The sequence below is a fragment of the Bacillus smithii genome (assembly GCF_001050115.1).
GTDB lineage: Bacteria > Bacillota > Bacilli > Bacillales > DSM-4216 > Bacillus_O > Bacillus_O smithii.
The window spans coordinates 413,319-440,225 of sequence record NZ_CP012024.1 but is presented as its reverse complement, the minus strand read 5'-3'; the positions used below and the strand labels follow the sequence as shown (position 1 = coordinate 440,225).

At 41.5% G+C, this 26,907-nt stretch carries 22 protein-coding genes and 1 pseudogene; 8 read left to right on the top strand and 15 right to left on the bottom strand.

Translation table 11 applies throughout. The annotated features are described in order from the left end of the window. Positions 1–11: 11 nt before the first annotated feature. The 11 genes and pseudogenes from csrA to BSM4216_RS02055 all read right to left on the bottom strand — a co-directional run bounded on the left by csrA (position 12) and on the right by BSM4216_RS02055 (position 8,601). The gene (gene csrA, locus BSM4216_RS02105) at positions 12–239 is read right to left on the bottom strand and encodes a carbon storage regulator CsrA (protein WP_048622562.1); all 228 of its coding nucleotides are present in this window, start codon (positions 237–239) and stop codon (positions 12–14) included. Positions 240–245: 6 nt separating this feature from the next. Then, positions 246–680, bottom strand: a complete 435-nt coding sequence (fliW, locus tag BSM4216_RS02100) for a flagellar assembly protein FliW (RefSeq protein WP_048622561.1) — start codon at positions 678–680, stop codon at positions 246–248. 17 nt (positions 681–697) lie between these two features. Continuing rightward, positions 698–1,288 (bottom strand): DUF6470 family protein, encoded by a 591-nt coding sequence (locus tag BSM4216_RS02095; RefSeq protein WP_048622560.1) that lies wholly within the window; start codon positions 1,286–1,288, stop codon positions 698–700. 203 nt (positions 1,289–1,491) lie between these two features. Further along, positions 1,492–2,367: a flagellar hook-associated protein FlgL gene (gene flgL / locus BSM4216_RS02090; RefSeq protein ID WP_048622559.1), complete on the bottom strand. Its 876-nt coding sequence runs from the start codon at positions 2,365–2,367 to the stop codon at positions 1,492–1,494. 15 nt (positions 2,368–2,382) lie between these two features. Beyond that, entirely contained in the window at positions 2,383–4,068 is a 1,686-nt protein-coding gene (gene flgK / locus BSM4216_RS02085; RefSeq protein WP_048624358.1) for a flagellar hook-associated protein FlgK, read from the bottom strand. Between the two features lie 35 nt (positions 4,069–4,103). Then, the gene (locus tag BSM4216_RS02080; protein WP_048622558.1) at positions 4,104–4,580 is read right to left on the bottom strand and encodes a flagellar protein FlgN; all 477 of its coding nucleotides are present in this window, start codon (positions 4,578–4,580) and stop codon (positions 4,104–4,106) included. Between the two features lie 15 nt (positions 4,581–4,595). Then, entirely contained in the window at positions 4,596–4,859 is a 264-nt protein-coding gene (flgM, locus tag BSM4216_RS02075) for a flagellar biosynthesis anti-sigma factor FlgM (RefSeq protein ID WP_048622557.1), read from the bottom strand. A gap of 173 nt (positions 4,860–5,032) precedes the next feature. Beyond that, positions 5,033–5,440 (bottom strand): TIGR03826 family flagellar region protein, encoded by a 408-nt coding sequence (locus BSM4216_RS02070; RefSeq protein ID WP_048622556.1) that lies wholly within the window; start codon positions 5,438–5,440, stop codon positions 5,033–5,035. A gap of 105 nt (positions 5,441–5,545) precedes the next feature. Then, complete coding sequence (locus BSM4216_RS02065; RefSeq protein WP_048622555.1) at positions 5,546–6,247, bottom strand: ComFC family protein; 702 nt, start codon at positions 6,245–6,247, stop codon at positions 5,546–5,548. Beyond that, positions 6,244–7,648: pseudogene (locus tag BSM4216_RS02060) on the bottom strand (ATP-dependent helicase ComFA). Before BSM4216_RS02060 ends, BSM4216_RS02065 begins: the two are co-directional and overlap by 4 nt. A 104-nt stretch (positions 7,649–7,752) precedes the next feature. Further along, on the bottom strand, positions 7,753–8,601 hold the full coding sequence (locus tag BSM4216_RS02055; RefSeq protein ID WP_048622554.1) for a DegV family protein: 849 nt from the start codon (positions 8,599–8,601) through the stop codon (positions 7,753–7,755). Positions 8,602–8,992: 391 nt separating this feature from the next. Here BSM4216_RS02055 and treP point away from each other — a divergent pair, with 391 nt between their 5' ends. The 3 genes from treP to treR all read left to right on the top strand — a co-directional run bounded on the left by treP (position 8,993) and on the right by treR (position 13,695). Continuing rightward, positions 8,993–10,411 (top strand): PTS system trehalose-specific EIIBC component, encoded by a 1,419-nt coding sequence (gene treP, locus BSM4216_RS02050; RefSeq protein ID WP_048622553.1) that lies wholly within the window; start codon positions 8,993–8,995, stop codon positions 10,409–10,411. A 442-nt stretch (positions 10,412–10,853) separates the two neighbouring features. Then, complete coding sequence (gene treC, locus BSM4216_RS02045) at positions 10,854–12,521, top strand: alpha,alpha-phosphotrehalase (RefSeq protein WP_048622552.1); 1,668 nt, start codon at positions 10,854–10,856, stop codon at positions 12,519–12,521. Between the two features lie 451 nt (positions 12,522–12,972). Continuing rightward, the gene (gene treR / locus BSM4216_RS02040) at positions 12,973–13,695 is read left to right on the top strand and encodes a trehalose operon repressor (RefSeq protein WP_048622551.1); all 723 of its coding nucleotides are present in this window, start codon (positions 12,973–12,975) and stop codon (positions 13,693–13,695) included. Positions 13,696–13,738: 43 nt separating this feature from the next. Here the strand turns inward: treR and BSM4216_RS02035 are convergent, their stop codons facing one another. Then, a complete protein-coding gene (locus tag BSM4216_RS02035) occupies positions 13,739–14,416 on the bottom strand; it encodes a response regulator (protein WP_004439660.1) in 678 nt (225 codons plus the stop codon). A gap of 139 nt (positions 14,417–14,555) precedes the next feature. Then, positions 14,556–15,722: a sensor histidine kinase gene (locus tag BSM4216_RS02030; RefSeq protein WP_048622550.1), complete on the bottom strand. Its 1,167-nt coding sequence runs from the start codon at positions 15,720–15,722 to the stop codon at positions 14,556–14,558. A gap of 302 nt (positions 15,723–16,024) precedes the next feature. Here BSM4216_RS02030 and BSM4216_RS02025 point away from each other — a divergent pair, with 302 nt between their 5' ends. Next, positions 16,025–16,663 carry a YigZ family protein gene (locus tag BSM4216_RS02025; protein ID WP_004439637.1) on the top strand — a complete coding sequence of 213 codons (639 nt, stop codon included), beginning with the start codon at positions 16,025–16,027 and terminating at the stop codon, positions 16,661–16,663. Between the two features lie 408 nt (positions 16,664–17,071). Further along, complete coding sequence (locus BSM4216_RS02020) at positions 17,072–18,049, top strand: LCP family protein (RefSeq protein ID WP_048622549.1); 978 nt, start codon at positions 17,072–17,074, stop codon at positions 18,047–18,049. Positions 18,050–18,501: 452 nt separating this feature from the next. Here BSM4216_RS02020 and BSM4216_RS02015 read toward each other — a convergent pair whose 3' ends face one another. Then, positions 18,502–19,545: a glycosyltransferase family 4 protein gene (locus tag BSM4216_RS02015; protein WP_004439633.1), complete on the bottom strand. Its 1,044-nt coding sequence runs from the start codon at positions 19,543–19,545 to the stop codon at positions 18,502–18,504. Between the two features lie 327 nt (positions 19,546–19,872). Between BSM4216_RS02015 and secA2 the strand changes: the two genes are divergently transcribed. Both secA2 and BSM4216_RS02005 read left to right on the top strand, forming a co-directional pair. Next, positions 19,873–22,224, top strand: a complete 2,352-nt coding sequence (gene secA2, locus BSM4216_RS02010) for an accessory Sec system translocase SecA2 (RefSeq protein ID WP_048622548.1) — start codon at positions 19,873–19,875, stop codon at positions 22,222–22,224. 6 nt (positions 22,225–22,230) lie between these two features. After that, complete coding sequence (locus BSM4216_RS02005) at positions 22,231–23,133, top strand: accessory Sec system S-layer assembly protein (RefSeq protein WP_048622547.1); 903 nt, start codon at positions 22,231–22,233, stop codon at positions 23,131–23,133. Between the two features lie 539 nt (positions 23,134–23,672). Here BSM4216_RS02005 and ltrA read toward each other — a convergent pair. Beyond that, positions 23,673–24,938, bottom strand: coding sequence for a group II intron reverse transcriptase/maturase (gene ltrA / locus BSM4216_RS02000; protein WP_048622546.1), 1,266 nt, complete (start codon positions 24,936–24,938; stop codon positions 23,673–23,675). Between the two features lie 926 nt (positions 24,939–25,864). Between ltrA and tagU the strand changes: the two genes are divergently transcribed. Then, complete coding sequence (gene tagU / locus BSM4216_RS01995) at positions 25,865–26,803, top strand: polyisoprenyl-teichoic acid--peptidoglycan teichoic acid transferase TagU (protein WP_048622545.1); 939 nt, start codon at positions 25,865–25,867, stop codon at positions 26,801–26,803. Positions 26,804–26,907 lie beyond the last annotated feature (104 nt).

Genomic DNA, 26,907 nt, shown 5'->3' with positions numbered 1-26,907 from the left:
ACTATTTTGATTTATTCGTTTTTCGGCGGGGTAATGATGGAAAATAGATCGGCAATTCCTCGCGAAGCTTTGGCGTTTTCCGCTTGAATTTCCAAATAGACTTCTTTTCTGTGGATATCGACATGTTTCGGCGCTTGGATTCCGATTTTCACTTGATCTCCTTTGACGGCCAAGACCGTGATTTCTATATCATCACCAATTTGGATCGTCTCGCCCTTTTTTCTTGTCAGTACCAGCATCTTGATTCAACCTCTCTGGAGCGCAAATAGGGGGGTTCGCACATTGTATTTTCCGTCATTTAAAATGACTTGTTTTCCCTTTCGGTTCGTCTTATTCAAAATAAGAGGAGCTTGAAGATTAGCCGTCGTGTTTTGAAACGGCTCTTTCACCGTTAAAATGACCAGCACCAGGACTTCTTCTTTCTTTTTGAGATCCAATTGATCCAACGTCAAATCATCAAGTACAAATTGATAATCGCTAAAAAAGACAAATGGATCGGAAACTACAAACGCTAGCTCAGGCGTTTGAACCGATTGAAGAATCCAATATACTTCATTGTCTGGAAGCGGCAGCAAGACGAATTCCTTTTCCTCCAAAAATCCTGGAATTCCTTTGTCAAATCGCCAAATATCGGCTTTTTGCACTTCCATTTTGCCATGATACTTCGTTTCAATAATCATTGCCCTCTTCCTTTATACTAGATTTCTTGTTCGTAGTGGATTCCTTTGTATTTTAAATGGACAAAATCAATTTTCAGTGCCGGATACTGGGCCATCTGGATGGAAACATTTCCAGGTCGATAATCTATGATCGGTTTTTGCGCTTTTGTATGATTTTCTGCCTTATGCAAATCCCAATCGATTTTTAATCGATCGGGTTCATAATGAAGTTTTACACTGAAATAAGGCGGAATAAAACCGATGTTAAATTGGTGCTCAGGGGGCTCACTGTTGCGCTTCGCTTGTTCGGCCAGCGGATTGCCTTTATGTTCAATTTCCATCAGTTCACGTCCATCTTCCGCACGTCTTGCAATCCCTTCAAGCCAGTCCTGGTACCCGATTTCGGCAGCTTCTTCTATTCGTTTGGAAATGGGCTTCAAATCCATCGATTCCCATGCTTTCGTTTGATCAATGGTTAAACCGCCTCTTATCCGTTCAATGTGAAGTTCAGCTTTCGCCTGCTTCAGATCCAGCTGGGCAGGAGGCTGTTCAATCGTTTGTTTAGGAGGAGTCGTGGCAATGGAAATTTGTGCTTTTTGCGACTGAATTCGAATTTGCGGAAATTCCACTTCATTTCACCTCGTGATGAACCCGTTAGGCTTTTTCAAAGGGGTGATCCTCTCGCCGTTCTTCCTGCCTCTTGTAAAAAGAAGAACCGGATTAGCAATTTAACGTTTTGCAAATCTATATCCAGGCATATGGATGATAGTCAATCAAATTTTTTACAAAAAAGGTCTAACTCGAATAGGAGTCAGACCCAACACCCAGCCGTTTACGTCAAAAAGTCCATTAAAGTTGGCTGAAGAACTCTAGCACCTACAGCTAATGCCGCGCGGTGAACGCTTTCCTGAGCCGTTAAATCCGTAATGGCTTTCTCGTAGTCCACATCCTCATTGTCTGAAAGAACTTTTGTGGCAATGACCTCTTGGTTATCTACACGCGATTCCATCATTTCGAGTCGGTTTTGCCGAGCCCCGAGGTCCGCGCGGGCATTATTGATCGCATCAATATGTTGGTCGATTTGATCCAAATAACTAGCAGGGTTCTTTCCTTGATCCAAATCATCAGTAAGCGCCTTTAAATCCGAAAACAACTGTTCCCCAAATACTTTTTCTCCCGGTACGTTTACCGGCAAATAAATCCCTTTCGAAAGTTCGATTTCAACCGGCTCGGTCGGCTGGGACTCACTCGGATAATTTCCATTCTGCAGATCTACCGGCTTTTTGGTCGTATTCGCCCCGTTAAACAAATATTTATCTCCAAATTTCGTATTTGCAACCTCCGCCAAATGGTCGCGAAGTTGTTTAATTTCCGCTGAAATGGCCTGTCTTTGAGAAGCATCATACGTATCATTGCTGGCTTCAACTACAAGTTCGCGGATTCTTTGCAAGGCTTGTCCCGCATTGTCTAAAGCCGCATCCGAGTTTTCTATCCAATTGTACGCTTCGGAAAAATTCCGTTTATATTGCTGCACTTCTGAAAGGTCCGCGCGATAAGAAATCCCTTTCATGACCACCACCGGGTCATCGGACGGACGATTGACCTTTTTACCTGTGGAAATTTGATCCTGATATTTCGACAGCCGCTCATAGCTGGAGCTTAGATTGCGAAGCATATTATTGGAAAGCATAGACTGAGTTACACGCATATTTTTTCACCTTCCCTACCGTCCTACAACGCCCATTCCGTTGATGACTTTATCAAGCATTTCATCCATAACCGTAATATTGCGGGCAGCAGCATTATAGGCATGCTGAAATTTTATGAGATTCGTCATTTCTTCATCCAATGACACGGAGCTGACAGACTGTCTTCTTTCATCGGCTGACTGAACCAGCGAATTGCTGTTATTGGATAGCCGCTGCGCCTGTTGAGAGGCGACGCCAAGACCGCCAATGATTCCTTCGTAAAAAGAGTTAATTGTACTTGTCGTTATAGGAACATCAATGTCTCCTGGGTCTTTCCCAACCGATAAAATTACCGGAGTGCCGTCGCTATTTTTAACCCCTTCAAGCGTAATATCTTTAGAGAGATCCATCGAAAAAATATTCCCTAAATTAATCGCATTTTTTCCGTCTCCTGGCAACCCGTTAGAAGAAGCGGCAATATCTTTTGTTTGAAGATCACTATTTAATTGAATATTGCTTGCCGCATTTTCAATGGTACTTAAATTGGTAAAAAAGTCTTTGCTAGCTGGATTTCCTTCCAAATCAAAACCAAGTTTCTGTACTGTATTGAATAACGTTCCAAATGTATAGGCGAGCTGATCTAATTTATCCTGCATTTCCGGATAAATGCCGGCTACTATAGGATTTCCATCCGCATCAGTTGATGTTTGATAGCCATATGATTCCATTAATCCCCGCAGCTTGCCTTGTGAAAAATTAACATTTCCGCTTGTGTAGAAATCAATGGAGGCCACTTCATTCCCGACAACAGGATCGCTTTCTGTTTGAGACGGGTCATTTGGTGTTGTATAAACCTCAATATTTTTAATCGGGCCCGACACTACGCTCGTATATTTCCCGTCTTCGGTTGAAAATCCCAGCTGATTGAATTGACTGCCATCAACAAGCGTTGCAATTGGGTTTCCGTTCGCATCCAAAAGCGTAATTTTATACTGTCCTTCGGCAATATCCAGAGCATTGCCTCCGGACGGCATTTTTTCCACTTTCACATTCAAATAGCTTGACAGTTGATCGACTAGACGGTCACGCTCATCGTACAAGTCGTTCGGCAAATAGCCGTTTGGTTCTACTTCTCCGATCTGTTGGTTCAGTTCGGCAATTTGCTTCAAGATCGAATTGACATCTTTAATGCCGACGCTGATTTGGTTGCCTAAGTCTCCTTGAATGTCGCTTATGGAGTTGGATAAATAATGAAACGTATCGACAACTCCTTGTGCCCGTTGAAGGACGACAGAACGTGCTCCTTCGTTTTCCGGATTGACGCTCAAATCTTGCAAAGATTGCCAAAACTCATTCATCACAGCAGACAAACCATCCGTATCGCTTGGCTCGGCAAACACGTCTTCCAACCGGCTCAAAGCTGTCGATCGTGAATCCCAATACCCCAGTTTGTTATTTTCGTTGCGGTATTGTACATCTAAAAACTGTTCGCGAACGCGTTCAATCGAACCAGCCTCTACTCCTGTCCCCATTTGCCCCGGAATTTGAGGTCTGTTCATTGAAGCAGCCGGGTAAGGCTCTGTTTGAACAAAATTGACGCGCTGGCGGGAATAGCCCGGGGTATTGGCATTGGCGATATTTTGGCTCGTTGTATATAAAGCTGTCTGTTGAGCCATCATCCCCCGCTTGGCGACTTCTAAACCATGAAAAGTGGAAGTCATAAAATATTCCTCCGTTTCTTTCATCCTTGCTTCCATTAAGCTTTTGAATCGAAAAGAGAGCGCCCTTGCCTATCTTTTATTTTTTGATTAGGATGGGAATACGTTGCATCCTTTGGCTGAGGATGAAGCAAGTTTAAACTGAATGTGATAAATTGAAGCGATTGATAGATTAATTGCTGGTTCAATTTATTTTGTTGTTTTAACAATTCCACGATGTCCATAAGCTTTTCTCGAAGATATACCAGCTTTTCTTTCTCTTCATCCACGGCTTTCTCTATGCAGTCAGAAATGGTTGCATTCTCCCGTCCCAGCCAGTTTGCCACCTCTTTTTTCCGTTCTTTTTCCATTGTCTGTATGGCGGCAATATATTTCTGTTCCTTGGCAAGCAGATTGTTTAGCCCGTCTACATCGTTCTCTTTTACAATCTTTTCTTTTTCCTGCTCCAATTCATACAGGATCTCATGAAGGGCACACAATTTTTCCATTATCGTGATAACTTGAGCAGCAGACATTTTCATCCCATCTTTCTATCTGCGGTAAAAACGAAGTATACCTTTGGCAATCTCTTCCGGATGAGGCTTATACTCGCCGCTTTCAATCTTTTGCTTAAGCTCATTTACTTTTTTTTGCCGATCTGCTGTCAGCTGGGAGGCTTCCTGCATTTCTTTAGCTGCAGCGGAAATTTCGACTTTATCCTTCTGGGTATGTTCCGGTTGCTTGGACTCATCAAACTTGCTCATAGCCTTTTTATAAAGATTCACGCCGGATAAGCCGATAGGTTGGATCTTCATCCCATATCCCTCTTTTCTTTTCCGTTGTTCCTATGTTCATTATATCGGTTTGATTATGAAAAAGTTTAGCAACCGTTCATAGTTCCTTTTTCCTTTTTTCCATTATCTTTTTATCCAAAGGATCCTTTTCTTTTCCGCCCTCTAAACAGACCCTTGAATGTTTTCCATACCCGTTATTTCGTATCGTCCTTCAAAGAGTAGTACGTAATATTTCTTTCCTTTTTTCTTTCCTGTTCTTTTTCAAACGTCTCTAAATCGTGGCGCAATTGATCGGCACAATCGGAACATAATTTTCCTTTTGTAATAATTTTCCCGCAATTGTCGCACGGATATCCCATGTTCGGAAAAACAGCCGGCTGCAGCCTTCCCTTCCTCACCCATTTATAAATCAATTCTTCGTCCACTCCCGTCGCTTCCACTACCCTCGTGATGGTGGCAGCCCGATTTTCTCTTTTTCTCAGAAATTTATATACTTTGTCATAAAGATTTTCCTCTTCTTTATAGCAATTTTCACAAACGTCGCGAAAACTTGTTTTCATAAACAGCGACCCGCAGCGGGGGCAGTTTGAAATCTCTCCCATTATTTCTTTCCTCCCGTTAAATCTCCTTTTTCTTAATATCGTCTTTCATTTCCGCTCATGAAGATTTTTTGCCGTCAAAATGATTTTTCTATCGTCCATTCGGACCTATCCTCTTGCCAATGTCAAGGCGAGCACAGTTTGTGCACCATGTTTTTTCAGCACTTTGGCCGCATGGCGTAAAGTAGAGCCGGTCGTATAAATATCGTCCACGAGTAAAACCGTCTCGTTGGCAAGTGATGCCGGGTGTATCATATAAAATACTTCCGGCAAATGAATTCTTTCAATCCGTGACTTTTTCGATTGTTTTTCCGTATGGAAGCGGCCTAATAGCTCTTCCGCATGAAATCCTGCTTCTTCAACAAGTGCTTTTGCTTGGTTAAACCCCCGCTCCTGCAGACGTTCCTCACTCAAAGGAATGGGAACGATCTTGTCGGGAGCCATCCGCCGGATCTCATTCCGTATTTCTGAAGCAAAACAGCGCGCTAAATGATAATCCCCCCGATATTTAAAACGAGCCAGCCACTCTTTCATACCTTTATTATAATAAAACAGCGATACATTTTTTGTTAAAACGCTCCGCCAGTTCTCATCTTCCTCCCAGCGAACGCAATCCAAGCAGCAATGCGAGCGGGGCCATTCAGCAGGCCATTCTGAAAGCGGCCGCCCGCAAATAGAGCAGCAATCCCCACTGATTCGCTGAAATCGTTCTTGGCAATCTAAGCAAAGCGCAGGTTCTTCTTTTAATCGGAACACCGTCAGCCAAGAATATCGAGAAGATTGTTCTTTCCCGCAATATAGACAGTTCAATCAATCAACCCCCTTTTCTTCGCTTCCAGGTTCATCCGTTCAATATGTCGGATAGCTTTGATGATCTCTCTCGTAAGCCCGTAATGAAAAAACATGATTTCCCCATCGGGATAATCGGCGCTCCGACCCACCCGGCCGGAAATTTGCACAAGTGCGCTTTCATTAAAAATCATCTCTTCTGCTTTCATTAAAAATCATCTCTTCTGCTCCTATTACAGCTACATCAAGATTCGGAAACGTAACCCCTCGTTCTAAAATAGTGGTCGTCAACATAACAGGGATCTCTTTGCGGCGCATGCCTTCCACCTTTTCGATGCGGGCGGGGTCTTCAGCGTGGACAGCTTCAATTCGAGAATGAAGCCTTTTAAATAAGGGGAGAGCATCGTTCATCATACGAACGCTGGGGAAGAAAAGAAGGGCTTGCTTGTTTTTTGTCAAACGTTTTTGTGTCCAATCTTTCAGTTCTTTCGGAATACAACCTTTTTTAAAGGATTTTTTCCAATTTCCTATCCAGCGTATTTTCGGAACGGGGAGAGGATGTCGATGATAACGGGCGGGTATGGAGACAAATTTTCTTTTTCCTTGCCGGCATTGCCGCTGCCATATTTCATTTGGAGTGGCCGTTAAATAGATCATGGCCGAGGAAGGCTTACGCGATTTTTCCACCGCATATTGCAACGTGGGATCATAGGAATAAGGGAAGGCATCGACTTCATCTACGATTACAACGTCAAACGCTTCTTTGTATCGATACAATTGATGAGTTGTGGATATGACAAGAGAGCCGTATTCATTTCGCTGCGGGCTTCCTCCGTACAACGCTGTAACAGGGACCGTGGGAAAAACTTTTTTCAGTCTTGGCGACAGTTCAAGAACAACATCTGTCCGCGGAGCAGCGATGCAGACACGGTCTCCTTTCTGAAGCGCGGCATTTATACCGTCAAAAAGAATTTCCGTTTTCCCTGCTCCGCAAACAGCCCAGACTAATAAGTCTCCCTTCTCTTCTACCGCGTTTTGAACAGCCCTAGCTGCCGTTAATTGTCCCTTGGATAATCGGCCGTCCCACTGAAGCAAATCGTGACTGGTAACGGAACGAGGTGGCGGTCCTTTCCATGAAACTAAAGGAGTGCATTCTGATACACGGCCCATCATTATACAACAGCGGCAATAAAGGCAAAACTTCCGGCAACGGGCGCAAGGAAATGAGGCAAACATTTGGGGATCTCGATTTCCGCAGCGGGCGCAAACATAATATCGGCCTTCTTTGCGAATACCGTCTTCCAATTGCAAATATCCGTTGTTTAAATGGTGTTGAATCAAATCTTGAGGAAAGGGAAGTTCTGAAAGCAGCAAATGGCGGCCGGATGTAAAAGATTGGACAGAAGAGGAAAAGCGGTTCATATTTCACCTCTATTCAAATGTATAAAGAGATCGTTTTACGGCTTAAGGGGCTAAGATAGACAGCAGCCCCCGTCAATTTTGGCCGAATAGAAAATGGTGCTTTGCTAGAATAGTTTTTTCGCCCAAGTCATTCCTAAAGCCCCTTCGCCAAGATGCGTGCCGATGACAGGACCGAAATAACTGATCTGGAATTCTGTTTCAGGATATTGATTCTTTAATTCTTCCATCCAGTCAGAAGCTTCCTGAGGGCGATTGGCATGGATTATAGCAGCTTGAAGCGGAATTCCTTTCTGATAGTCTTCGGAAAATAATTGTTCGATCCGTTTTAAAGCTCTTTTTTTCGTACGGATTTTTTCAAAAGGAACAATCACTTTGTTTTCAAAGTGGAGAAGAGGTTTTACTTGTAGCAAATTTCCCACAAACGCTTGAGCACCCGACAATCTCCCGCCTCGTTTTAAATGGTCAAGGTCGTCCACCATAAAATAAGCGCGGAGAGTAGCTTTCAATTCATCGAGCTTCTTCAGTATGTTTTGGGGCTCCATTCCTTCCCTTGCCAATCGGCTGGCAGCCATTACATAAAATCCTTGAGCAGCACAGCTGATTTCGGAATCATAAGAAAAAACTTCGAGTCCGTCGACCATTTTACCCGCAGCAACTGAAGTTTGATAAGTACCGCTTATCCCGCTGGAAAGAAGGATGCAAATAGCCGCATCATACTCTTTTGATAAATCTTCAAACAACTCTACAAACTGACCGATGGAGGGCTGAGAAGTTGTGGGAAGCTTCTGTTCATTCTGGACTTCTTCATAAAACTGTTCCGCCGTGATGTCCATTTCTTCTTTAAAAGACTCTCCGCCGATCACCACATTTAAAGGAATCATATAAATGTTCCATTCTTTTCGCAGCGTTTCCGGAATATACGATGTACTATCTGTTATAATCGCAGTTTTCATTTGAACACCTCCTATTAGTTTGTATGCTGAACGGACGAACTTCATCCTGTGATGTCATCAGACAAATTACTTGTAGAAACCATCGTTTCCGACTGTCGTTTTATCAGTTGAACCGCAGTTGACCTACTCATTCCCTTTACTACTGTAAAATATGGTTTTTATTTTACCAGAAAGCCAAAAGTTTTCATCTTTTTTTCAATAAACGTTCATGAAAACGTTTTATATTTTTTCTTGACACCTTGTATATACATGAATACAATAAAAGTAAATCTTGTATATACAAATTAAAATTCTTCACCCGGTGAAGCGATCATTTCATTAGATTTTTAGTTATCTTTCTTTCAATTTATAATTTTGGCCACTATTGAAAACGGTTACGGAGGGGAAAGAAATGAGTGAATATCGCGACTCGGTCCGGCAAATCATCGAAGCGGTCGGCGGCAAAGAAAATATCAACACTGGCACTCACTGCGTTACTCGTCTTCGTCTCGTTTTAAATGATGAAGAGAAAGTCGACAAAAAAAAGTTGGAAAATATTGATCTTGTAAAAGGTTCATTTTCGGCAAACGGCCAATTTCAAGTGGTAATTGGTCAAGGAATTGTAGATAAAGTATTCGATGTATTCGTTCAAGAAACCGGCATCGGAACTGCCACTAAAGAAGAGGTAAAAAATGCGGCAGCCCAAAAAATGAATCCGCTTCAACGTGCGATTAAAGTATTGGCGGATATTTTTATACCGATCCTTCCAGCGATCGTTACGGCCGGTCTCTTGATGGGGATTAACAATATTTTAACAGGACAAGATATTTTTTACAAAGGGAAATCCTTTATAGAGGTTCACCAAAATTGGGCCGATATCGCCAGCATGATTAACCTGATTGCCAATACGGCATTTACATTCTTGCCTGCATTAATCGGTTGGTCAGCCGTAAAGCGGTTTGGAGGCAGCCCTTTGCTCGGGATCGTACTAGGTTTAATGCTTGTTCACCCGGATTTGCTTAATGCCTGGGGCTATGCTGAAGCGAAAGCTAAAGGAGCCATCAAGTATTGGGATTTATTCGGATTGAAAGTTCAGCAAGTCGGTTATCAAGGACAAGTATTGCCGATTTTGTTTGCTTCCTATTTGCTGGCAAAAATCGAAGTATTTTTAAACAAGCGTGTTCATGATTCCATAAAGTTGCTGGTTGTGGCACCGGTCGCTTTGCTGATTACCGGGTTCGCCTCATTTATCATCATCGGTCCAACCACCTTCTGGCTTGGTAATGAAATTACGTCAGGGATTGTATGGATCTTTGACCACTTTGCATGGCTAGGCGGACTGATTTACGGAGGATTATACGCAGTGCTAGTCATAACGGGAATGCATCACACCTTCTTAGCCGTTGACTTGCAGTTGATCGGAACAACCGGAGGAACTTTCCTCTGGCCAATCCTCGCCCTTTCCAATATTTCTCAAGGATCAGCGGCGTTGGCGATGATGTTTCTGGCTAAGAAAAGCCAAAAACTGCGCGGTCTTTCCGGAACCGCAGCGCTATCCGCTTATTTAGGTATTACTGAACCAGCGATGTTTGGTGTGAACTTGCGGTATCGCTACCCATTTATTAGCGCCCTGATTGGATCAGCTATTGCGGGTATGATTCTCTCCATCGGCAAAGTGAATGCTTTTTCCGTCGGAGTTGGCGGTTTACCGGGGTTCCTTTCCATTAAACATGAATATTGGGGGACATTTTTCCTTGGAATCGGAATCGTGCTTGTAGTTCCATTTATTCTCACCGTCATTTTCAGTAAATTTTCCAAAGAAGAAATTTAATGGAAACATTAGGGGTCAGACGCTTTTAGCCTTGACCCCTCTCTGTTTTCAGCACTGAAAATGGACTAGTTAATCAAATGGAAATATGTCTTCAGCAACTTCCCTTATGGCGACAGCATAAGCGAACATCATAAGGGGCCGCTCTGCTTCAACAGGCATTCAATTTCGACCGCCGCGCTCCCCCTCTTTCTTCACTTGATTTTTGGGAGATATGGATCTTACTGCAATGAACTCAATGGTATAGATGCCTGTTTTAGCTAATATTTTGCTGCATGGATTTTTTCACTTGATCAAGCAAAATGGTTACTAGCTTAAGAGCATTCTTAATCATGCTGATTATCAATTCCATTACACCAAGAAAGGAGGAAACACAGGAAGCAATTTTGACAGATGCGGACCGTATCCCGCGTCTATTTTCGAAAATGTTTCCTGTGCAACGAAGATGAAACAGCCATGGTGGAAAAAAGCCGTAGTATATCAAATTTATCCAAAAAGCTTTTATGACGCTTCCGGTGACGGAATTGGCGATATTAAAGGAATCACGGCCAAACTCGACTATTTAAAAACTCTGGGGATCGACTGTATTTGGATTACGCCTATTTATCAATCCCCCCAAAGGGATAATGGCTATGACATAAGCGATTATTATTCCATCGATGAAACGTACGGAACGATGGATGACTTTGACGAGCTTTTAAATGAAGCCCATAAACGGGGCATTAAGGTGATCATGGATATAGTTGTAAACCATACTTCTACAAAACATTCATGGTTTATTGAAGCTCGAAAATCGAAAGAAAGTCCGTACCGTGATTTTTATATTTGGAAAGACGGAAAAGAAACTGGAGAGCCCCCTACCAATTGGGAGTCAAAATTCGGAGGATCCGCTTGGCAATACGACGATGAAACAGGTCAATATTATTTGCATCTATTTGACGTGACACAAGCGGACTTAAACTGGGAAAACGAAACATTGCGCAAAAAACTGTACAAAATGATGCATTTTTGGCTCCAAAAAGGAGTCGATGGCTTCCGTCTCGATGTCATTAACTTGATTTCCAAAGACCGGCGCTTTCCGGACGATCCAGAAGGAGACGGTCGAAAATTTTATACCGACGGACCTCGCATTCATGAATATTTACAGGAAATGAACCGTGAAGTGTTTTCCCAATACGACATCATGACAGTGGGTGAAATGTCCTCCACCACGATAGAAAATTGCATTCTTTATACACGTCCAGATCGCCGGGAACTAAATATGACGTTCAATTTTCATCATTTGAAAGTGGATTATCCAAACGGCGAAAAGTGGACAAAAGCAGAGCTTGATTTTCCACAATTAAAATCGATTCTGTCTACCTGGCAAACGAAAATGCAGGAAGGCGGAGGATGGAATGCTCTCTTTTGGTGCAATCACGACCAGCCCAGAATTGTCTCCCGCTATGGAGACGACGGACGCTATCGGGTGGAATCGGCCAAAATGCTTGCTACCACGATCCATATGATGCAAGGAACTCCTTATATTTATCAAGGAGAAGAAATCGGGATGACCAATCCTTATTTCTCCTCTATTGAAGAATATCGGGATGTGGAATCGCTGAATATGCACAAAATTTTGCTTGAACAAGGAAAAAGCGAAGCCGAAGTAATGGACATTCTCATGCAAAAGTCACGTGATAACTCCCGGACGCCTGTTCAATGGAACGATAAGGAAAACGCCGGGTTTACAACCGGAACTCCTTGGATCGGACTGGCTAAAAACTATAAAGAAATTAATGTAGAAAAGGCGCTTAAAGACCCCGATTCTATTTTCTATCACTATCAAAAATTAATTAAGCTTCGAAAAGAATATGATATTGTGACAGAAGGGGATTACCGGCTGATCTTAAAAGATCACCCTCAAATTTTCGCTTATCTGCGGACAGGAAAAAGTGGAGAGAAGCTGCTTGTGGTGAACAACTTTTTTGCAGAGGAAACGACATTTGAAAAACCGGAATTTCTGGAGGAAGACTCCGGTAAAGTACTGATTTCTAACTACAAAGACACACCGGAGCATTTCCGCCGGCTCGTCCTGCGTCCGTACGAGTCTGTCGTATACTATATCCGCTAAAACATCGTGTTTCTTCCATTTGCTGCCGGAGCTTTCCGGCAGCATTTCATTCACAACACCATGCTCAAACTGATGCAAGACAGCCGCTGATTCTTCTTCTTGTAAAATAGAAAACCTCTTGGATCCAAAAGGAACAGAGAGCCTAGATCTTTTATGACAAAAAAGAAAGGGCTGTCAATTCTTACTCGATTGCATGCTTGTATTTCGATGAAATATCGTAGCCGCAAAGATTTTTTTGCACCTTTTTGGAAGATTGGCAGAATAGAATAGCCAAACGAATCGCTTTTTCCTTTTCTTCATTCGCTAAATGATGAAAAGCTTTTTTGAACTCCGTTTTATTTTTCTTTTTAAAAGTTCCGCTTTGATCCGTGGGCGTTTTTTGGTTGTTCCATCCTTTTCAGAGGATGATCACACTGGTCCTGATATGGTACAATGATCATCAGGTGATACTATGAGAAATAATAAATATAGGCAAATTTATCAAGAATTGGAAGATAAAATTCAAAACGGGGTTTATAAACCAATGGAAACGTTGCCATCGGAAAACGAACTTTGCGAATTGTACGACACTTCGAGAGAAACCATTCGAAAAGCCCTCAATTTGTTGGCACAGAACGGATTAATCCAAAAAATCCGCGGCAAAGGATCCATTGTGTTGGATACACCAAAAATGAGCTTCCCGATTTCCGGCCTAGTGAGCTTCAAAGAACTTCAAGATTCTCTTTGGGGGAACTCCCGAACGATTGTGTACGATCTCGGACTTATTCATCCGGATCCATGGCTTTCAAGACAATTGAATGTTTCCGACAAAACAGAAGTATGGAAAGTCATTCGAGCTCGTGAAATTAAAGGCGAACGGGTGATATTGGATCGCGACTTTTTCATCAAACAATATGTCCCGCTGCTTACGAAAGAAATTTGTGAACACTCCATATACGAATATTTAGAAAATGAATTGGGGTTGGCCATCAGTTTTGCCAAAAAAGAAATTGTGGTAGAGCCGTGCACTGAGGAAGATATCCGCTTTTTGGATATAAAAGATTACAATCACATTGTGGTGGTGAAAAACTATGTCTATTTGGAAGATGCGACTCTCTTCCAATATACCGAATCGCGTCACCGATTAGACAAATTTCGTTTCGTCGATTTCGCCCGCCGAAACAAGCATGGATGAATCATTATGTACCGCTTTAAAATGCTAAAGGGGTCAGACCCCCCTAGCGTACTTCTACCCAACCTCTTTTAATGGCGGTTACGACTGCTTGTGTGCGGTCGTTCACATTCATTTTTTGCAAAATATTACTTACATGGTTTTTTACTGTTTTTTCGCTGATATACAGCGCTTCGCCTATTGCCCTGTTGCTTTTTCCGTCCGCCAGCAGCTGGAGAACTTCACATTCGCGTTTCGTTAATAAATGATAGGGGCGCCGCACTTCGCCTTGCTGAAAGCCTTTTTTTCGATCGCTGGAAGTGAGTCGACGATAGTCGGCGATCAAATTATGAGTAACTTTTGGATGCAAATACGATCCACCCTCTGCCACGACTTTGACGGCTTCAATCAGAGCATCCGCATCCATTTCTTTCAAAAGATAGCCGCGCGCTCCTGATGTTAAAGCGTGCGCCACATAATTTTCATCATCATGAATGGATAAAATGATCACTTTCGTTTTCGGATAGGCATCCACCAATTGTTTCGTTGCCTCTACACCGTTTACGCCAGGCATATTAATATCCATTAAGACCACATCGGGTCTGTGTCTTTCGACAAGCTCAAGCACATCTGATCCGTCGTCTCCTTCAGCAACGATCTTAAAAGATTTTTCAAACTCTAATATTCGTTTTACTCCTTCACGGAATAATTGATGGTCATCGATTATGACAATCTTCGTTGCCATTGTTTCTCCTCCCTTATTATGTCAGCACTTTCTGCTTCTTAATATAATTTCTATTTGGACCAATTATTTCCTTGTTCATATTACCTTTTCATCATTTATTTTTATAAATTCTTCTCAAATGTTTTACTTAAAGTATAGCTTAATCCTTTCCATGAACATGAATCGGGACGCTTAACCTTACAACGGTCCCCTTTCCTGGTTTCGAATCAATGTTCAACTCACCTTCCAAAAGTTCTATTCTCTCTTTCATGCCAAGAATCCCAAACGAATTTGATTTGCGTTTATGAATGTCAAACCCTTGGCCATTGTCTTTAATGACCGCCAATACCTTCTCTTTCCCAATTTCCAGTTTCACAACAATTTCGCTGGCATTTGAATGCTTTAACGCATTTTGAACGGATTCTTGAATCAGGCGAAAAAGAGCAATTTCCAACTTTGAAGGGAGCCGTACTTCCAGCCCAATGTTTCGAAAGCGAATAGTCGTATTTCTTTGAATGGATCGATTATACTCCTCAAGAGTGCTTAAAAATTTATTCAGAGCCGGGACCAGGCCCAGATCATCAAGCGCCATTGGCCGCAAATCGTATATAATGCGTCGGACTTCATATAGCGCACTGCGAACCATGTTCTTTAAGTTGCGGATTTCTACAAGAGCTTCTTCCACTCCTCTTTCTTTGTACACTTTCTCGATCAAATCCGAGCGCATCAAGACATTGGCCATCATCTGGGCCGGACCATCATGGATTTCGCGTGAAAGCCGCTTTTTTTCTTCCTCTTGAGCCTCTAATATCCTAAGGCCAAACTCCTGCTTCAACTTCGCATCTTCAAGCGCTTGGCCAATTTGCTTCATGTCGCTGGTCATATATTTCAAAACAACTGATATTTGAGCCACAAGATTGTCCGCTCTCTCAATCGTATTTTTCAAATTTTTAAGACGCCGTTCCAAATCATCGCGACGCTCCATCAGCTGTTTTGCCTTTTGTTTCGTCAGGATTAATTTCGTCTGTAAATCATGGGCATACTGATAAGCTTTTCGGATATCTTTTTCAGAATATGTATGAAAAAATTTGCTTACTTCCGAAAGCCTTCTTCTCGCTTGTTTAGTTTGATAATCAAGTTCTTCTTCTTGTTGAAGAGCTTGCTTTACTTCATCTTTGATCGCTTTTAGTTCCATCAATCCCGATTCTAAATCTTGCCGGCATCGTTCGCCGATTTCAAAGATTTCATCTTTACTTTGATTGACTGTAGAAATCATTTTATCTAATATCTCATCTAGCTTTTCCGTTTTGATACCTCTTAATGACATAGAGAAGACCTTCCTCGTGGTTACTGATTTTAAAACAAATGATATTTGTTCATCTGCAACCTTTGAACTGCTGAATAAAAGTAAGCAAAATCTCCTGGTAAAAATACAATCACTTTTACAGACAATTCCATTATATCATGTCATATTTTGCATAGGATTAAAGTTTGGTTACCAATAGATTAAATGTTTTTTTCTATATTTGTATTTCAGAGGCTTTTCGTTTGCACAAAGAAGATTTTTCTATATCATAAGGATGTCTATACCCGTTTATTTTGAAAATGAAACATGATGGAGTGAGAGCTTTGCTTCCTAATTACTATACAGTAAAAGGATATGGAGAACACGAAATTGTTATACAAAAGTCACGGTTTATCGCCCACGTCAATCGAGCGGAAACAGAAGAAGAGGCAATAAATTTTATCGCGGAAATCAAAAAAAAGCATTGGAACGCCACTCACAATTGCTCTTGCTACATGATCGGCGAGCATGATCAGATTCAAAAAGCAAATGATGACGGTGAGCCGAGTGGTACCGCAGGTGTTCCGATGCTGGAAGTGCTTAAAAAACGAAATTTAAAAGATACAGTCGTAGTGGTTACCAGATACTTCGGAGGAATCAAGCTAGGGGCCGGTGGATTAATTCGCGCCTACAGCAAATCAGTCTCCGAGGGGCTTAACCATACCGGTATTGTCGAACGAAGATTGACGAGGGTCATGCATACTACATTGGATTACCACCTTCTCGGAAAAGTAGAAAATGAGTTAAGGTCTTCAGTTTATGATATAAAAGATATTCATTACTTGGACCGAGTCACCATTGAAACATTTGTCGAAGAAGGAGATAAAGAAACGTTCAAAAAGTGGATGACTGAGCTGACGAATGGACAGGCAGCCATTACGGAAGGCGATATGCTTTATTTAGAAAAGGATATCGAAATGTAACAAAGCTGAAGCTCTTTACATTCAGTTTAAAAACTTTCTCCGGAAACTCAGCTTAAACATGCCAATCATGAACTTCCAGGTGCCCGGTCTGTACGTCAAATTCTTCATCAAAGAAAATCCCTGTTTCCTTTTTTAACACCGGTAAAAGTCCTATTTCATTTAATCTTATTTATGAGCTTCCGACCATGCCGCTTGTTTTTCCGATCTGTATGGAGAGGTTTCCTTCAAAAAGGAGACCTATTTTTTCTGCAGAATTTTTGAAAATAAACAAAGTCTATTAAGCGATTTCCATAAAATAATTTACGAACAATGCTTCTTCATAGTAAAATGGAGTTTAGAAGACTTGTTGAAATTTGAAAAAATTTGTTGATTTCGCTTTATTTCATTATTCGCAAAAGGAGCAATGGTATGGCTGAACAGAGACAGCAGATCAGAGAACGGAGAAAACGGAGGAAACGACGAAGAAGAATCATGTTCTTTCTACTACTCCCCTTCATTCTAGTGGCATCTACAGCAGCAGGTTATGGAGCCTATTTATATAAAAAAGCAGAAACGGTTTTTACCGATGCTTATGACCCAGCTGTTGAAAAATCTGATTTGAGAGATAAAGCTGTGGATCCTAGCAAGGACAATATCAGCATTTTATTTATAGGAGTGGATGACAGAAGTCCCGATTTCAAACAAAAAACAAGATCAGATGCTCTGATTCTCGCAACACTAAATAGAAAGAATCATAGTGTAAAACTGTTAAGCATCCCTCGTGATTCTTATGTGTATATTCCCATTATTGGAGAAAAGCAAAAAATTACCCATGCTCATGCCTATGGAGGAACTCAGGCAACCATCGATACAGTAGAACACTTGCTTGATGTTCCGGTAGACTTTTATGTCAAAATGAATTTCAAAGGTTTTGTGGATGTGGTAAATGCTCTAGGCGGAGTGAAAGTAAAAGTACCGTATGAATTCACTGAAAAAAATTCAACCGACTCAGAACCCGTCCATTTAACGCCCGGAGTTCATAATCTCAGCGGAGAAGAAGCCTTGGCGTTGGCCCGAACAAGAAAACATGACAACGATATTATGCGCGGCGAACGTCAGCAGATGATTTTAGAGGCGATTGTCAAAAAAGCCAAATCCGTCAATGCAGTCACTAAGTATCCGGACGTAATTGAAGCAGTCGGACAAAATATGAAAACAAACCTTTCGTTCTCTCAGATGAAGTCGCTCGTTAGCTTCGGTACATCCGGCGACTTAAAAATAGACCATTTAACCTTAAAGGGAACGGACGGTCATGATCCGAATAACGGTGCTTATATTTATAAGCTAGATGATGTTGAACTGGAAGTGACAAAACGAATTTTAAAACGTCAATTAGGTATTAACTAAAAAAGACTGTCGTGAAGGCCCTCAATGGAGCCTTTTGCGACAGTTTTTTATCTGCTTTTCCTTTTCAATTTTCCAATCCCATTTCCAGTCATTAACTGAACATTGCCAATGACCGTTAGAAAGAACAACGGAATTTCCTTTATAAAAAAAGCAACCACCGTTCCTTCTCCTTTTTCCTAAGGTTGATCAATCCCCTTTATGGGAAGATCAGCTTACGACTCGTATTATGCATCTCATACAAAATCGTACAAAAACAACGTATGATATCGGTAAAATTCACCGCGACCACGCTACGCTCTGCCGCGCTTTTTATACTTCGCAAAGCCAAAGCCAAGCTACTTGATTACACCGATATCAAGAGTATTTCTAACCCATTTATTGATAAAAAAAGGTGCCCCAAAAGCTTGATTTCAGGACACCCTTTTCTTTTTCCACTTCTAAGCGAAATTGGATTATCTGCTTTTTCTCATGACTAATCTCAACAACGGCTGGTAATCGGATCCGACTAAGCCAACACTTTCGACGAAAAGTTCAATTCCTATAATCAAAATAGCGCCAAACAGAAGAGCCCCCCATATGGTAGCCATTGAAAAAATAATGGCTGCCAGTCCAAACATGGCTGAAATGGCATAGATGATCAGCACCGTTTGTTTGTGGGTGTATCCCATTCGCAACAAACAATGATGCAAATGAGATTTATCAGGCGCTGAGAGTGGCTTCTTATGGATAAAACGGCGAATAATCGCAAAAAACGTATCGGAAATTGGCACCCCGAGAATAATAACAGGGATGACAAATGAAAGAACTGTTACATTCTTAAATCCAAGCAGCGACACAACGGACATCATATATCCTAAAAAGAGAGCTCCTGTATCTCCCATAAAAATCTTGGCAGGATGAAAATTGTAAATCAGAAAACCTAATGTACTGCCAAGCAAAATGAGTGCAATACTCATGACATATGCGTCGCCTTTAAGAAAAGCCATAAAGCTAATGGTAATTAAAGCGATCGAAGAAACCCCGGCAGCCAGTCCATCTAATCCGTCGATTAAATTAATGGCATTGGTCACACCGACGATCCATAAAATGGTTAGCGGAACGCTTAACAATCCAAATTCCAATTGGCCTCCGAAAGGCAAATTAATAAATTCCACATGCACCCCGCCGATCACGACCACGACAATGGCTGCCAGCAGCTGACCAGCTAGTTTAAGTTTTGGCGAAAGCTCAAACTTGTCATCCAGTAATCCTGTAAGGACAATAATAAAGCTGCCAATTATAATCGGCCAGTTATAAGGATCTTGCGGACGTAAAACCAAAAGTCCAATAAGAAAACTTAAAAAAATCGCCAAACCACCCATACGGGGCATTATTTTCTGATGCACTTTTCTGTAATTAGGCTTGTCAACAGCTCCGATAGCGATCGCCAGCTTCTTCGCCAAAGGAGTCAGCAGAAGCGAAGCGATAAAACATAGTACAAAGGTAAGGTAAACCATGCCGTACCTCCTCTTTCTTAGCATGCCCAAAAAAGCAACTAAAGTTCATTGCAAAATTTGTTATTGCATTCAAAAAAAATCGGTATTCTATCTCTCATTTGGAAAATTTCTTCTGCAAAGAATTTCCACCACTTCAATTTCAATATTATAAAACGGATTGGTCATAATATCTATATCAAATTCTTTAAAAATTCATTTCATGCTATTTTTCTTTTATTCTCGACCTTTATTTTACATCTTGTACTGTTTATAGTAAAAAAGCATTGGTTCTGGTAAGATATTAATATAATAGAAGATTAGGATTTTTCTTCAAGGAGCGTACCTAATATGATCTCACTTATCAAAAATATGGTCGATGCGAACGAAAGAAGATTGAAAAAATATTATAAATTAGTTGAGAAAATCAATGAGATAGAACCAGAGTTTGAAAAACTTTCAGACCAAGAATTACAGCAAAAAACCATTTGGTTTAAACAACAGCTGCAAAACGGAAAAACGATTGATGATATTAAAGTCGAAGCCTTTGCGACAGTCAGAGAAGCAGCCAAAAGGATTCTTGGCATGCGCCATTACGATGTCCAGTTGATCGGCGGCCTTGTATTGACCGAAGGCAATATTGCTGAAATGGCTACCGGTGAAGGAAAAACATTGGTAGCCTCCCTTCCCAGCTATTTACGAGCTTTGGAAGGAAAAGGTGTCCATGTCATTACCGTCAATGAATATTTAGCAAAGCGCGATCGCGAAATCATTGGCCCTATCCATGAATTCCTTGGATTAACAGTGGGATTAAATTTACCGCTTATGGAGCAAAGCGAAAAAAAACAGGCCTATCTTGCCGATATCACTTACGGCGTCGGAACAGAATTTGGTTTTGACTATCTGCGTGACAATATGGCTACCCGGGCTGAAGATCGAGTCCAACGCCCTTATCATTTTGCCATTATCGACGAAGTGGACAGTATATTAATCGACGAAGCAAAAACACCGCTCATTATCGCGGGTAAAGTAAGGGCAAGTTCTGAATTGCATTATATTGCAGCTCAATTGGCAAAAAAATTCAAAAACGAAGAGGATTATTCCTTCGATATGGAAACAAAGGCGGTCAGCTTAACCGATCAAGGAATTGAGAAAGTGGAAAATGCCTTCGGTATCGATAATTTATACGACTTGGAACATCAAATACTGTACCATTATGTCATCCAAGCCGTACGTGCCCATGTCATGTTTAAACGCGACGTAGATTACATTGTGAAAGACGGCAAAATTTTTCTCGTGGATAGTTTTACAGGCCGCATCATGGAAGGAAGAACGCTGAGCGACGGACTTCATCAAGCTATCGAGGCTAAGGAAGGACTGGAAATTACAGAAGAAAACAAAACTCAAGCGTCCATTACCATCCAAAACTATTTTCGTATGTACCCGTATTTATCGGGGATGACCGGAACGGCAAAAACGGAAGAACAAGAATTCCTTCGAGTGTACAATATGGAAGTCATTCAAATTCCCACCAACAAACCAAAACAACGCATCGATTTGCCGGACCGGATTTATAAAACGATACACGATAAATACACCGCTGTAGCGAAAGAAGTAAAAAAGCGCCATGAAAAAGGGCAGCCGGTTTTAATCGGGACTACTTCCATTCTTCAGTCGGAAAAACTGGCGAAGTATTTAGACCAAGAGCATTTAGACTATGAACTGTTGAACGCTAAAAGCGCCGATCAAGAGGCAGCGCTGATTGCCAAAGCCGGACAACGAGGACAGATTACGATCGCCACCAATATGGCTGGACGCGGGACAGATATTATTTTGGAAGAGGGAGTCGCCCAGCTTGGGGGCCTTCATGTCATCGGAACAGAGCGGCATGAAAGCAGAAGAATTGATAATCAGCTAAAAGGGCGCGCCGGCCGCCAAGGTGATCCCGGTTCCACCCAGTTTTTTATTTCATTAGAAGATGACATGTTCCAGCGCTTCGCCTCCAAAGAAATGGAAAAATTATCTAAAAAAATCAAAACCGATTCTACCGGCTTAGTGCTAAATAAAAAAATGGACGAGTTTGTCAACAAAATTCAGCGAATAGTGGAAGGCTCAAACTTTTCTGTACGTGAATACAATTTAAAACTGGACGATGTCATTAACATGCAGCGAAATGTCATTTACGGACTAAGAAATAAAATTATTGATGAAAGCGATCTGTTGAAACTATATTTTGAAATGATTGATTCGGCTGTAAAAGAACAAATACAACGACTTTGTCCGGAGACAGAAACACCGGATAATTGGCGTCTGAATCAATTGCTTTCGACGATTCAATCGTTCATTCCCGGTGAGACTGTCAACTTGCCGGAAGGATTGGAAGATCTGAAGGATGTGGAAGAAGCCGTCTTCCCTGCCGTTGCTTCTTACAAAAAACGAATTGAACAATTAAATTTTGCAGAATGGGCCAGTTATATAAAAGAAATTATGCTTTCTGTCATTGACCGACATTGGATCGAACATATGGAAAGCATGACGCGTCTGAAAGAGGGAATCGGATTAAGATCGTATCAACAAGAAGATCCTATGAGGCTTTACCAAAAAGAAGGATATGAAATCTTTTTAGAAACGTACCATGAAATCGAAAAAGAGATCTCTGTCAGAATCGCCGCTTTTTTAAAAGAGATGCAAACAAAGGAGTAGCTGATCATGTTTCCATTATTTCGAAAAAAAAAGAAAGAAGATATCCAATTAGAAGGCTTGACTAATACCATCGACTCCGCTGAATTAGTCGACTCTCCACAACAAGGAGATCAAGATTCAGAAGTGAAAACCGAACTTTCCATCCACCCGTTGTGGAATGTTTCAAAAGAACAATACTATGTATTTCGTTTTTTAAATAATGAGCTGCCAACACTGAAGCCCAATCAGCTTTCTCTGTCCAGCATTCAATGGGAAGAAACACCCGAAGGGCTTTCGGTGACCGCCTTTATTCGTAATTCATTAAAAAAGCCGATCCAATTGGAAGAAGTTCCCCTTATTCTATTAGATGAAAATCGGGAAGTTGTGGCTAAACACACCTTTAACCTTCATGATGCAGGAGAAATCCCGGCCGAAAGCAGCCGACCGTGGACTTTTGTTTTCCCTAAAGAGTCCTTGTTGAAAGATCATCTGCAAAAAGAAGGCTGGACACTCGCCTTCGATTTAAGCACAAAACAACATCAACTCGATTTAGAACCTTCTTGGGAACAAAGTTTGCCTGACGAAGAAAAGAAAAAACTCCAACAGCTCGTTAGCCAATTGGAGCCTCCAAAGAAAAATGAACTCAATTTTATGGGATTAGAAGCCAAAATGCTGCAATCGGGAGATTTGGCCGTGACTCTCTTGATCCGAAACGGCTACGAAAAAGCGATTCAAATACAACAACTTCCGCTGAGAATTATCGATGCGAACGATGCCATTGCGGCTGAAGGGCAATTCAATATCGGTCAATTGGAAATCAAGCCAAATACAACAAAACCGTGGACCTTTATTTTTCCGAAAAACAATATAAAAAAATCTGCTCCTGACTTGTCTTCTTGGAAGGCTGTTGTAATCCAAAAACAGGACTAGCCGATATTGTGAAACTTCCATCAGAAGGGGAAGAAAAACTCCCCTTCTGATGGTTAGTTGAACCAATCGGGCCTTTAGGGGCAGTTAGTCCCAAAGGGTTCTTCTTCCCCGCCAATCCTATGAAAGGGATTTACTGCCCCTTAATGCGGGATACAGTGACACTTCCATTAGAGGGGATTCTTTCCTCCTCCAGCTTTAAACCATAACCTTAAATTTGGACTTATCTCCTCTTTTATAGCTGAATGAACCTAAGACTTTCCATTTAATCAGGAAATAAATCCGTCCGACTTCATCACCATTTCCAGTTCATTTCGTTAAAACGAAAAATCCTTTTTGGGAGTCATTGACTTTCCCCGTTTCCCTTCTCTTATTCTCTGTTCTCAAACATCCTATTCAACCTCAACGGGTACGGTCATTTTCCTTATGGATCCATAGTCCAGATAAATCCGATTACAGACTTTTTTAAGGGAATCGAGTAGGAGGAGGTGTGAACCTCCGTCCTCTCACACCACCGTACGTACCGTTCGGTATACGGCGGTTCAATCAAATAAATGACGCTTTTCACCATATTTTCTATACAGGCTTTTCAGCCCTTGGCTACTCCAATAAGAGTTGCCAAGGGTTTGGTGTAATATGGGACTTTTAGAGATTCTCCAATATGATTTCCTCGAATTCCCCCATTCATATGCTTTATATGGTTGAACTCCGAGTTGAATGAGTTTCTTCACTTTCGTTTTCGGTTTCTTCCACTGTTTCCAGATCATCATTCGGAGCCTTCTTCTTATCCATTTATCAAGGTTCTTAAAGACAGTAGGAGTGTCAGCTAGTGAAAAGTATCCGCACCAACCCATTAGGTACTGATTTAGTCTTTTGATTCTTTCTTCCATTGAGATCGAATGGGAGCGGCTGGTGAGTTCCCTGATTCTTTGTTTCATCTTTTGAATGCTCTTCCGAGCGATTCTTATCTTTGGTTCTTTATGATACGTAAAGCTAAACCCTAGATAATCCCGTTTCCATGGGCGGTCTAATGCCGTCTTTTCCCTGTTCACCTTGAGTGATAGCTCTTTCTCTATGAAGTTTGTCATGTTCTCCATGACTCTCTTTCCGGCTTTTCTACTCTTGACAAAGATATTACAATCATCTGCGTATCTTACAAATCGAAGATTTCTTCTTTCGAGTTCTTTGTCTAATGGATCCAACATTATATTGGATAAAAGCGGACTTAATGGACCCCCTTGGGGGGTCCCTTCAAGGTTTGAAGTGACTAGCCCGTTTTCCATAATGCCTGCCTTCAAGAATTCTCGGATTAGATGAAGGATTCTTCCATCTCTTATTTTCTTGCCAATTAAATGCATTAGCTTATCATGATTCACATGATCGAAGAACTTTTCTAAGTCCATATCAATGACCCAGCGGTAACCTTCTTTGATGTAGGATTTCGCTTTTCGCACAGCTTGATGTGCTTGCTTGTTTGGTCTAAAACCAAAGCTATTCTCTGAAAATCCCGGGTCAAATATGGGTGTTAGCGCTTGGTTTAATGCCTGTTGAATGAAACGGTCTATCACCGTAGGAATCCCTAGTTTCCGTTTACCGCCGTTCGGCTTCGGGATTTCGACTCGTCGGATTGGTTGTGGTTTATAGGTTCCCTCTAATAGAGACGTGCGGATTTCATGCCAGTGTTCCATCATGTACGGTCGTAATTCGGATACACTCATTCCATCCACACCATGACTTCCTTTATTTCGTTCCACTCGGTGAAGTGCCTCTAATAAGTTTTCACGTGATAGTACCTGTTCCATTCTCATAAATATGACTCCTTGCGTGTGTTTTCTATTCTCTTCCATAGACCTAATATAAGCTCCACCCTCTTGAAGCCCCTCGTGGGATTCACCACTACCCTCTTCAAGCAAGTCCGTTTCGGATTGTCTGTGTCATTGCTTCATTAGAATATCCGAGTAGAAAACCCTCTTTGATTGTTCCGTCCTTCCAAATAAGGAGCGACCTTATTTGTACTATGACTTCTGCTGACTTCTGACGGTTCAGCAATCTATCGCTAAATTGGTTGCCAACTTAGTTGGCGTATCAGTCAGACCTCCCCGGGTAAGGGTGCAATCTTTCCTTCCATCCATCTGCTTCATTTACTCTGTATCACCTTCGGCAGAAAGGGCTTTGTTTTGTCTTGCAAACTCACCCAATGATACTTAGCCTTATATGAAGTTCGTGTTCCGAGAGACCCTAAGTTTGCCGCTCGCTTCCTTCAGATTCCGCGTCACCGCGGACACCCTTGCGTTAGGCTAGCCGCTACTTCTGCCTTCGCGGTTCGGGACTTTCACCCTAGAGATTACACCCATGCCGGGCGCACAAGAAAAAGGCACCTGCATGTGTATACATGCAGGTGCCTTTTCGGCCATCACCAACCGTCGCCTCATTCTCTCTCGAACATTACAAAACGGAAAACATTACTCTTTTATTGTACCACAACCTTTTACTTTGACAAGAAATATTTTCATCTAATGCCTCAATTTACCTCCATATAATAACATTTCATTTGTTTTTTCCGCCATGGCACATTCTTTTCACAGTATTCGCAGCTCCTTCAAAATCACTTGAATTTTTGAACCAGCCCATGCTCTAAAAAGTAAAAATCATAACCATTTCTATTGTTCTTTCAGTAATATTTGATATTCTTGTAGATAGAGAAGAAACTAGAAGGAAAGGGATTTAAGAGAATATGAGAAGCGATAGACATAAACATAAAAAAAAGAAAAGACGCGGTTTAAAAATTTTACTTACCGTTTTAGCCATTCTTTTAGCGGGTGCCGGTGTGTACGCGTACTCCATCTACCATTCTGTGAACAAAGCGGTAGAAAGCATGCATGCACCGATTGCTCATGATCAAGCTAATAAACGTACACATCCGGTGTCGCTGGATAACAAAGATCCGTTTAGCGTCCTGTTATTAGGTGTAGACGAGCGGCAAAACGATACAGGGCGTTCCGATACGATGATTTTAGCCGCCGTCAATCCGAAAAAGCAGTCTGTTCAACTTTTAAGCATTCCACGAGACACGCGAACAGAAATTGTCGGAAAAGGAACGGAAGATAAAATCAATCATGCCTATGCTTTTGGCGGTGTACCGATGTCGATTGCAACAGTGGAAAAATTTTTGGATATCCCGATCGACTATTACATTAAAGTCAATATGGAAGGATTTAAAGATATTGTCGATGCAGTGGATGGAGTAACGGTACAAAACGATTTGGATTTTACTTATGAAGGAGAACATTTTCCGAAAGGTACATTGCATTTAAACGGCGAACAAGCTTTAAAATATTCTCGCATGCGTTATGATGATCCTCGCGGAGACTTTGGAAGGCAGCTTCGTCAAAGACAAATCCTTGAAGGAATTCTCGCAAAAGGGATTGATTTCTCTTCCTTATGGAAATATGGTGATATTTTAAACGCTTTACAAAAAAATGTAAAAACCAATTTAACAATGGATGATATGATGAAAATCCAAAAAAATTACAAAGCAGCCCGAAATCATATTCAGCAAAACGAAATAAAAGGAGAAGGTACCAAAATAAACGGTGTATACTACTATATCGTTTCCGATTCAGAAAAACAGCGCCTTTCCCAAATATTTAAAGACCAATTAAACCTAAATTAATGGATTGGAATCCATCATTCCAATCAAAGAACCACTCACTATTAAAGACCCCTAGCAGGAAACATCCGTCCGATGCACAACATTTCCTGTTAGGGGTCTCTCGT

What these genes read in the sequence shown, in the direction of transcription:
- BSM4216_RS02020 (WP_048622549.1), top strand. Translation starts at nt 17,072, where the DNA reads ATGGCTGAACAGAGACAGCAGATCAGAGAACGGAGAAAACGGAGGAAA.
- csrA (WP_048622562.1), bottom strand. Translation starts at nt 239, where the DNA reads ATGCTGGTACTGACAAGAAAAAAGGGCGAGACGATCCAAATTGGTGAT.
- BSM4216_RS02055 (WP_048622554.1), bottom strand. Translation starts at nt 8,601, where the DNA reads ATGAAAACTGCGATTATAACAGATAGTACATCGTATATTCCGGAAACG.
- treP (WP_048622553.1), top strand. Translation starts at nt 8,993, where the DNA reads ATGAGTGAATATCGCGACTCGGTCCGGCAAATCATCGAAGCGGTCGGC.
- flgL (WP_048622559.1), bottom strand. Translation starts at nt 2,367, where the DNA reads ATGCGTGTAACTCAGTCTATGCTTTCCAATAATATGCTTCGCAATCTA.
- BSM4216_RS02070 (WP_048622556.1), bottom strand. Translation starts at nt 5,440, where the DNA reads ATGGGAGAGATTTCAAACTGCCCCCGCTGCGGGTCGCTGTTTATGAAA.
- flgK (WP_048624358.1), bottom strand. Translation starts at nt 4,068, where the DNA reads ATGACTTCCACTTTTCATGGTTTAGAAGTCGCCAAGCGGGGGATGATG.
- BSM4216_RS02080 (WP_048622558.1), bottom strand. Translation starts at nt 4,580, where the DNA reads ATGTCTGCTGCTCAAGTTATCACGATAATGGAAAAATTGTGTGCCCTT.
- BSM4216_RS02035 (WP_004439660.1), bottom strand. Translation starts at nt 14,416, where the DNA reads ATGGCAACGAAGATTGTCATAATCGATGACCATCAATTATTCCGTGAA.
- BSM4216_RS02005 (WP_048622547.1), top strand. Translation starts at nt 22,231, where the DNA reads ATGTTTCCATTATTTCGAAAAAAAAAGAAAGAAGATATCCAATTAGAA.
- ltrA (WP_048622546.1), bottom strand. Translation starts at nt 24,938, where the DNA reads ATGAGAATGGAACAGGTACTATCACGTGAAAACTTATTAGAGGCACTT.
- BSM4216_RS02015 (WP_004439633.1), bottom strand. Translation starts at nt 19,545, where the DNA reads ATGGTTTACCTTACCTTTGTACTATGTTTTATCGCTTCGCTTCTGCTG.
- treR (WP_048622551.1), top strand. Translation starts at nt 12,973, where the DNA reads ATGAGAAATAATAAATATAGGCAAATTTATCAAGAATTGGAAGATAAA.
- tagU (WP_048622545.1), top strand. Translation starts at nt 25,865, where the DNA reads ATGAGAAGCGATAGACATAAACATAAAAAAAAGAAAAGACGCGGTTTA.
- flgM (WP_048622557.1), bottom strand. Translation starts at nt 4,859, where the DNA reads ATGAAGATCCAACCTATCGGCTTATCCGGCGTGAATCTTTATAAAAAG.
- BSM4216_RS02030 (WP_048622550.1), bottom strand. Translation starts at nt 15,722, where the DNA reads ATGTCATTAAGAGGTATCAAAACGGAAAAGCTAGATGAGATATTAGAT.
- fliW (WP_048622561.1), bottom strand. Translation starts at nt 680, where the DNA reads ATGATTATTGAAACGAAGTATCATGGCAAAATGGAAGTGCAAAAAGCC.
- treC (WP_048622552.1), top strand. Translation starts at nt 10,854, where the DNA reads ATGAAACAGCCATGGTGGAAAAAAGCCGTAGTATATCAAATTTATCCA.
- secA2 (WP_048622548.1), top strand. Translation starts at nt 19,873, where the DNA reads ATGATCTCACTTATCAAAAATATGGTCGATGCGAACGAAAGAAGATTG.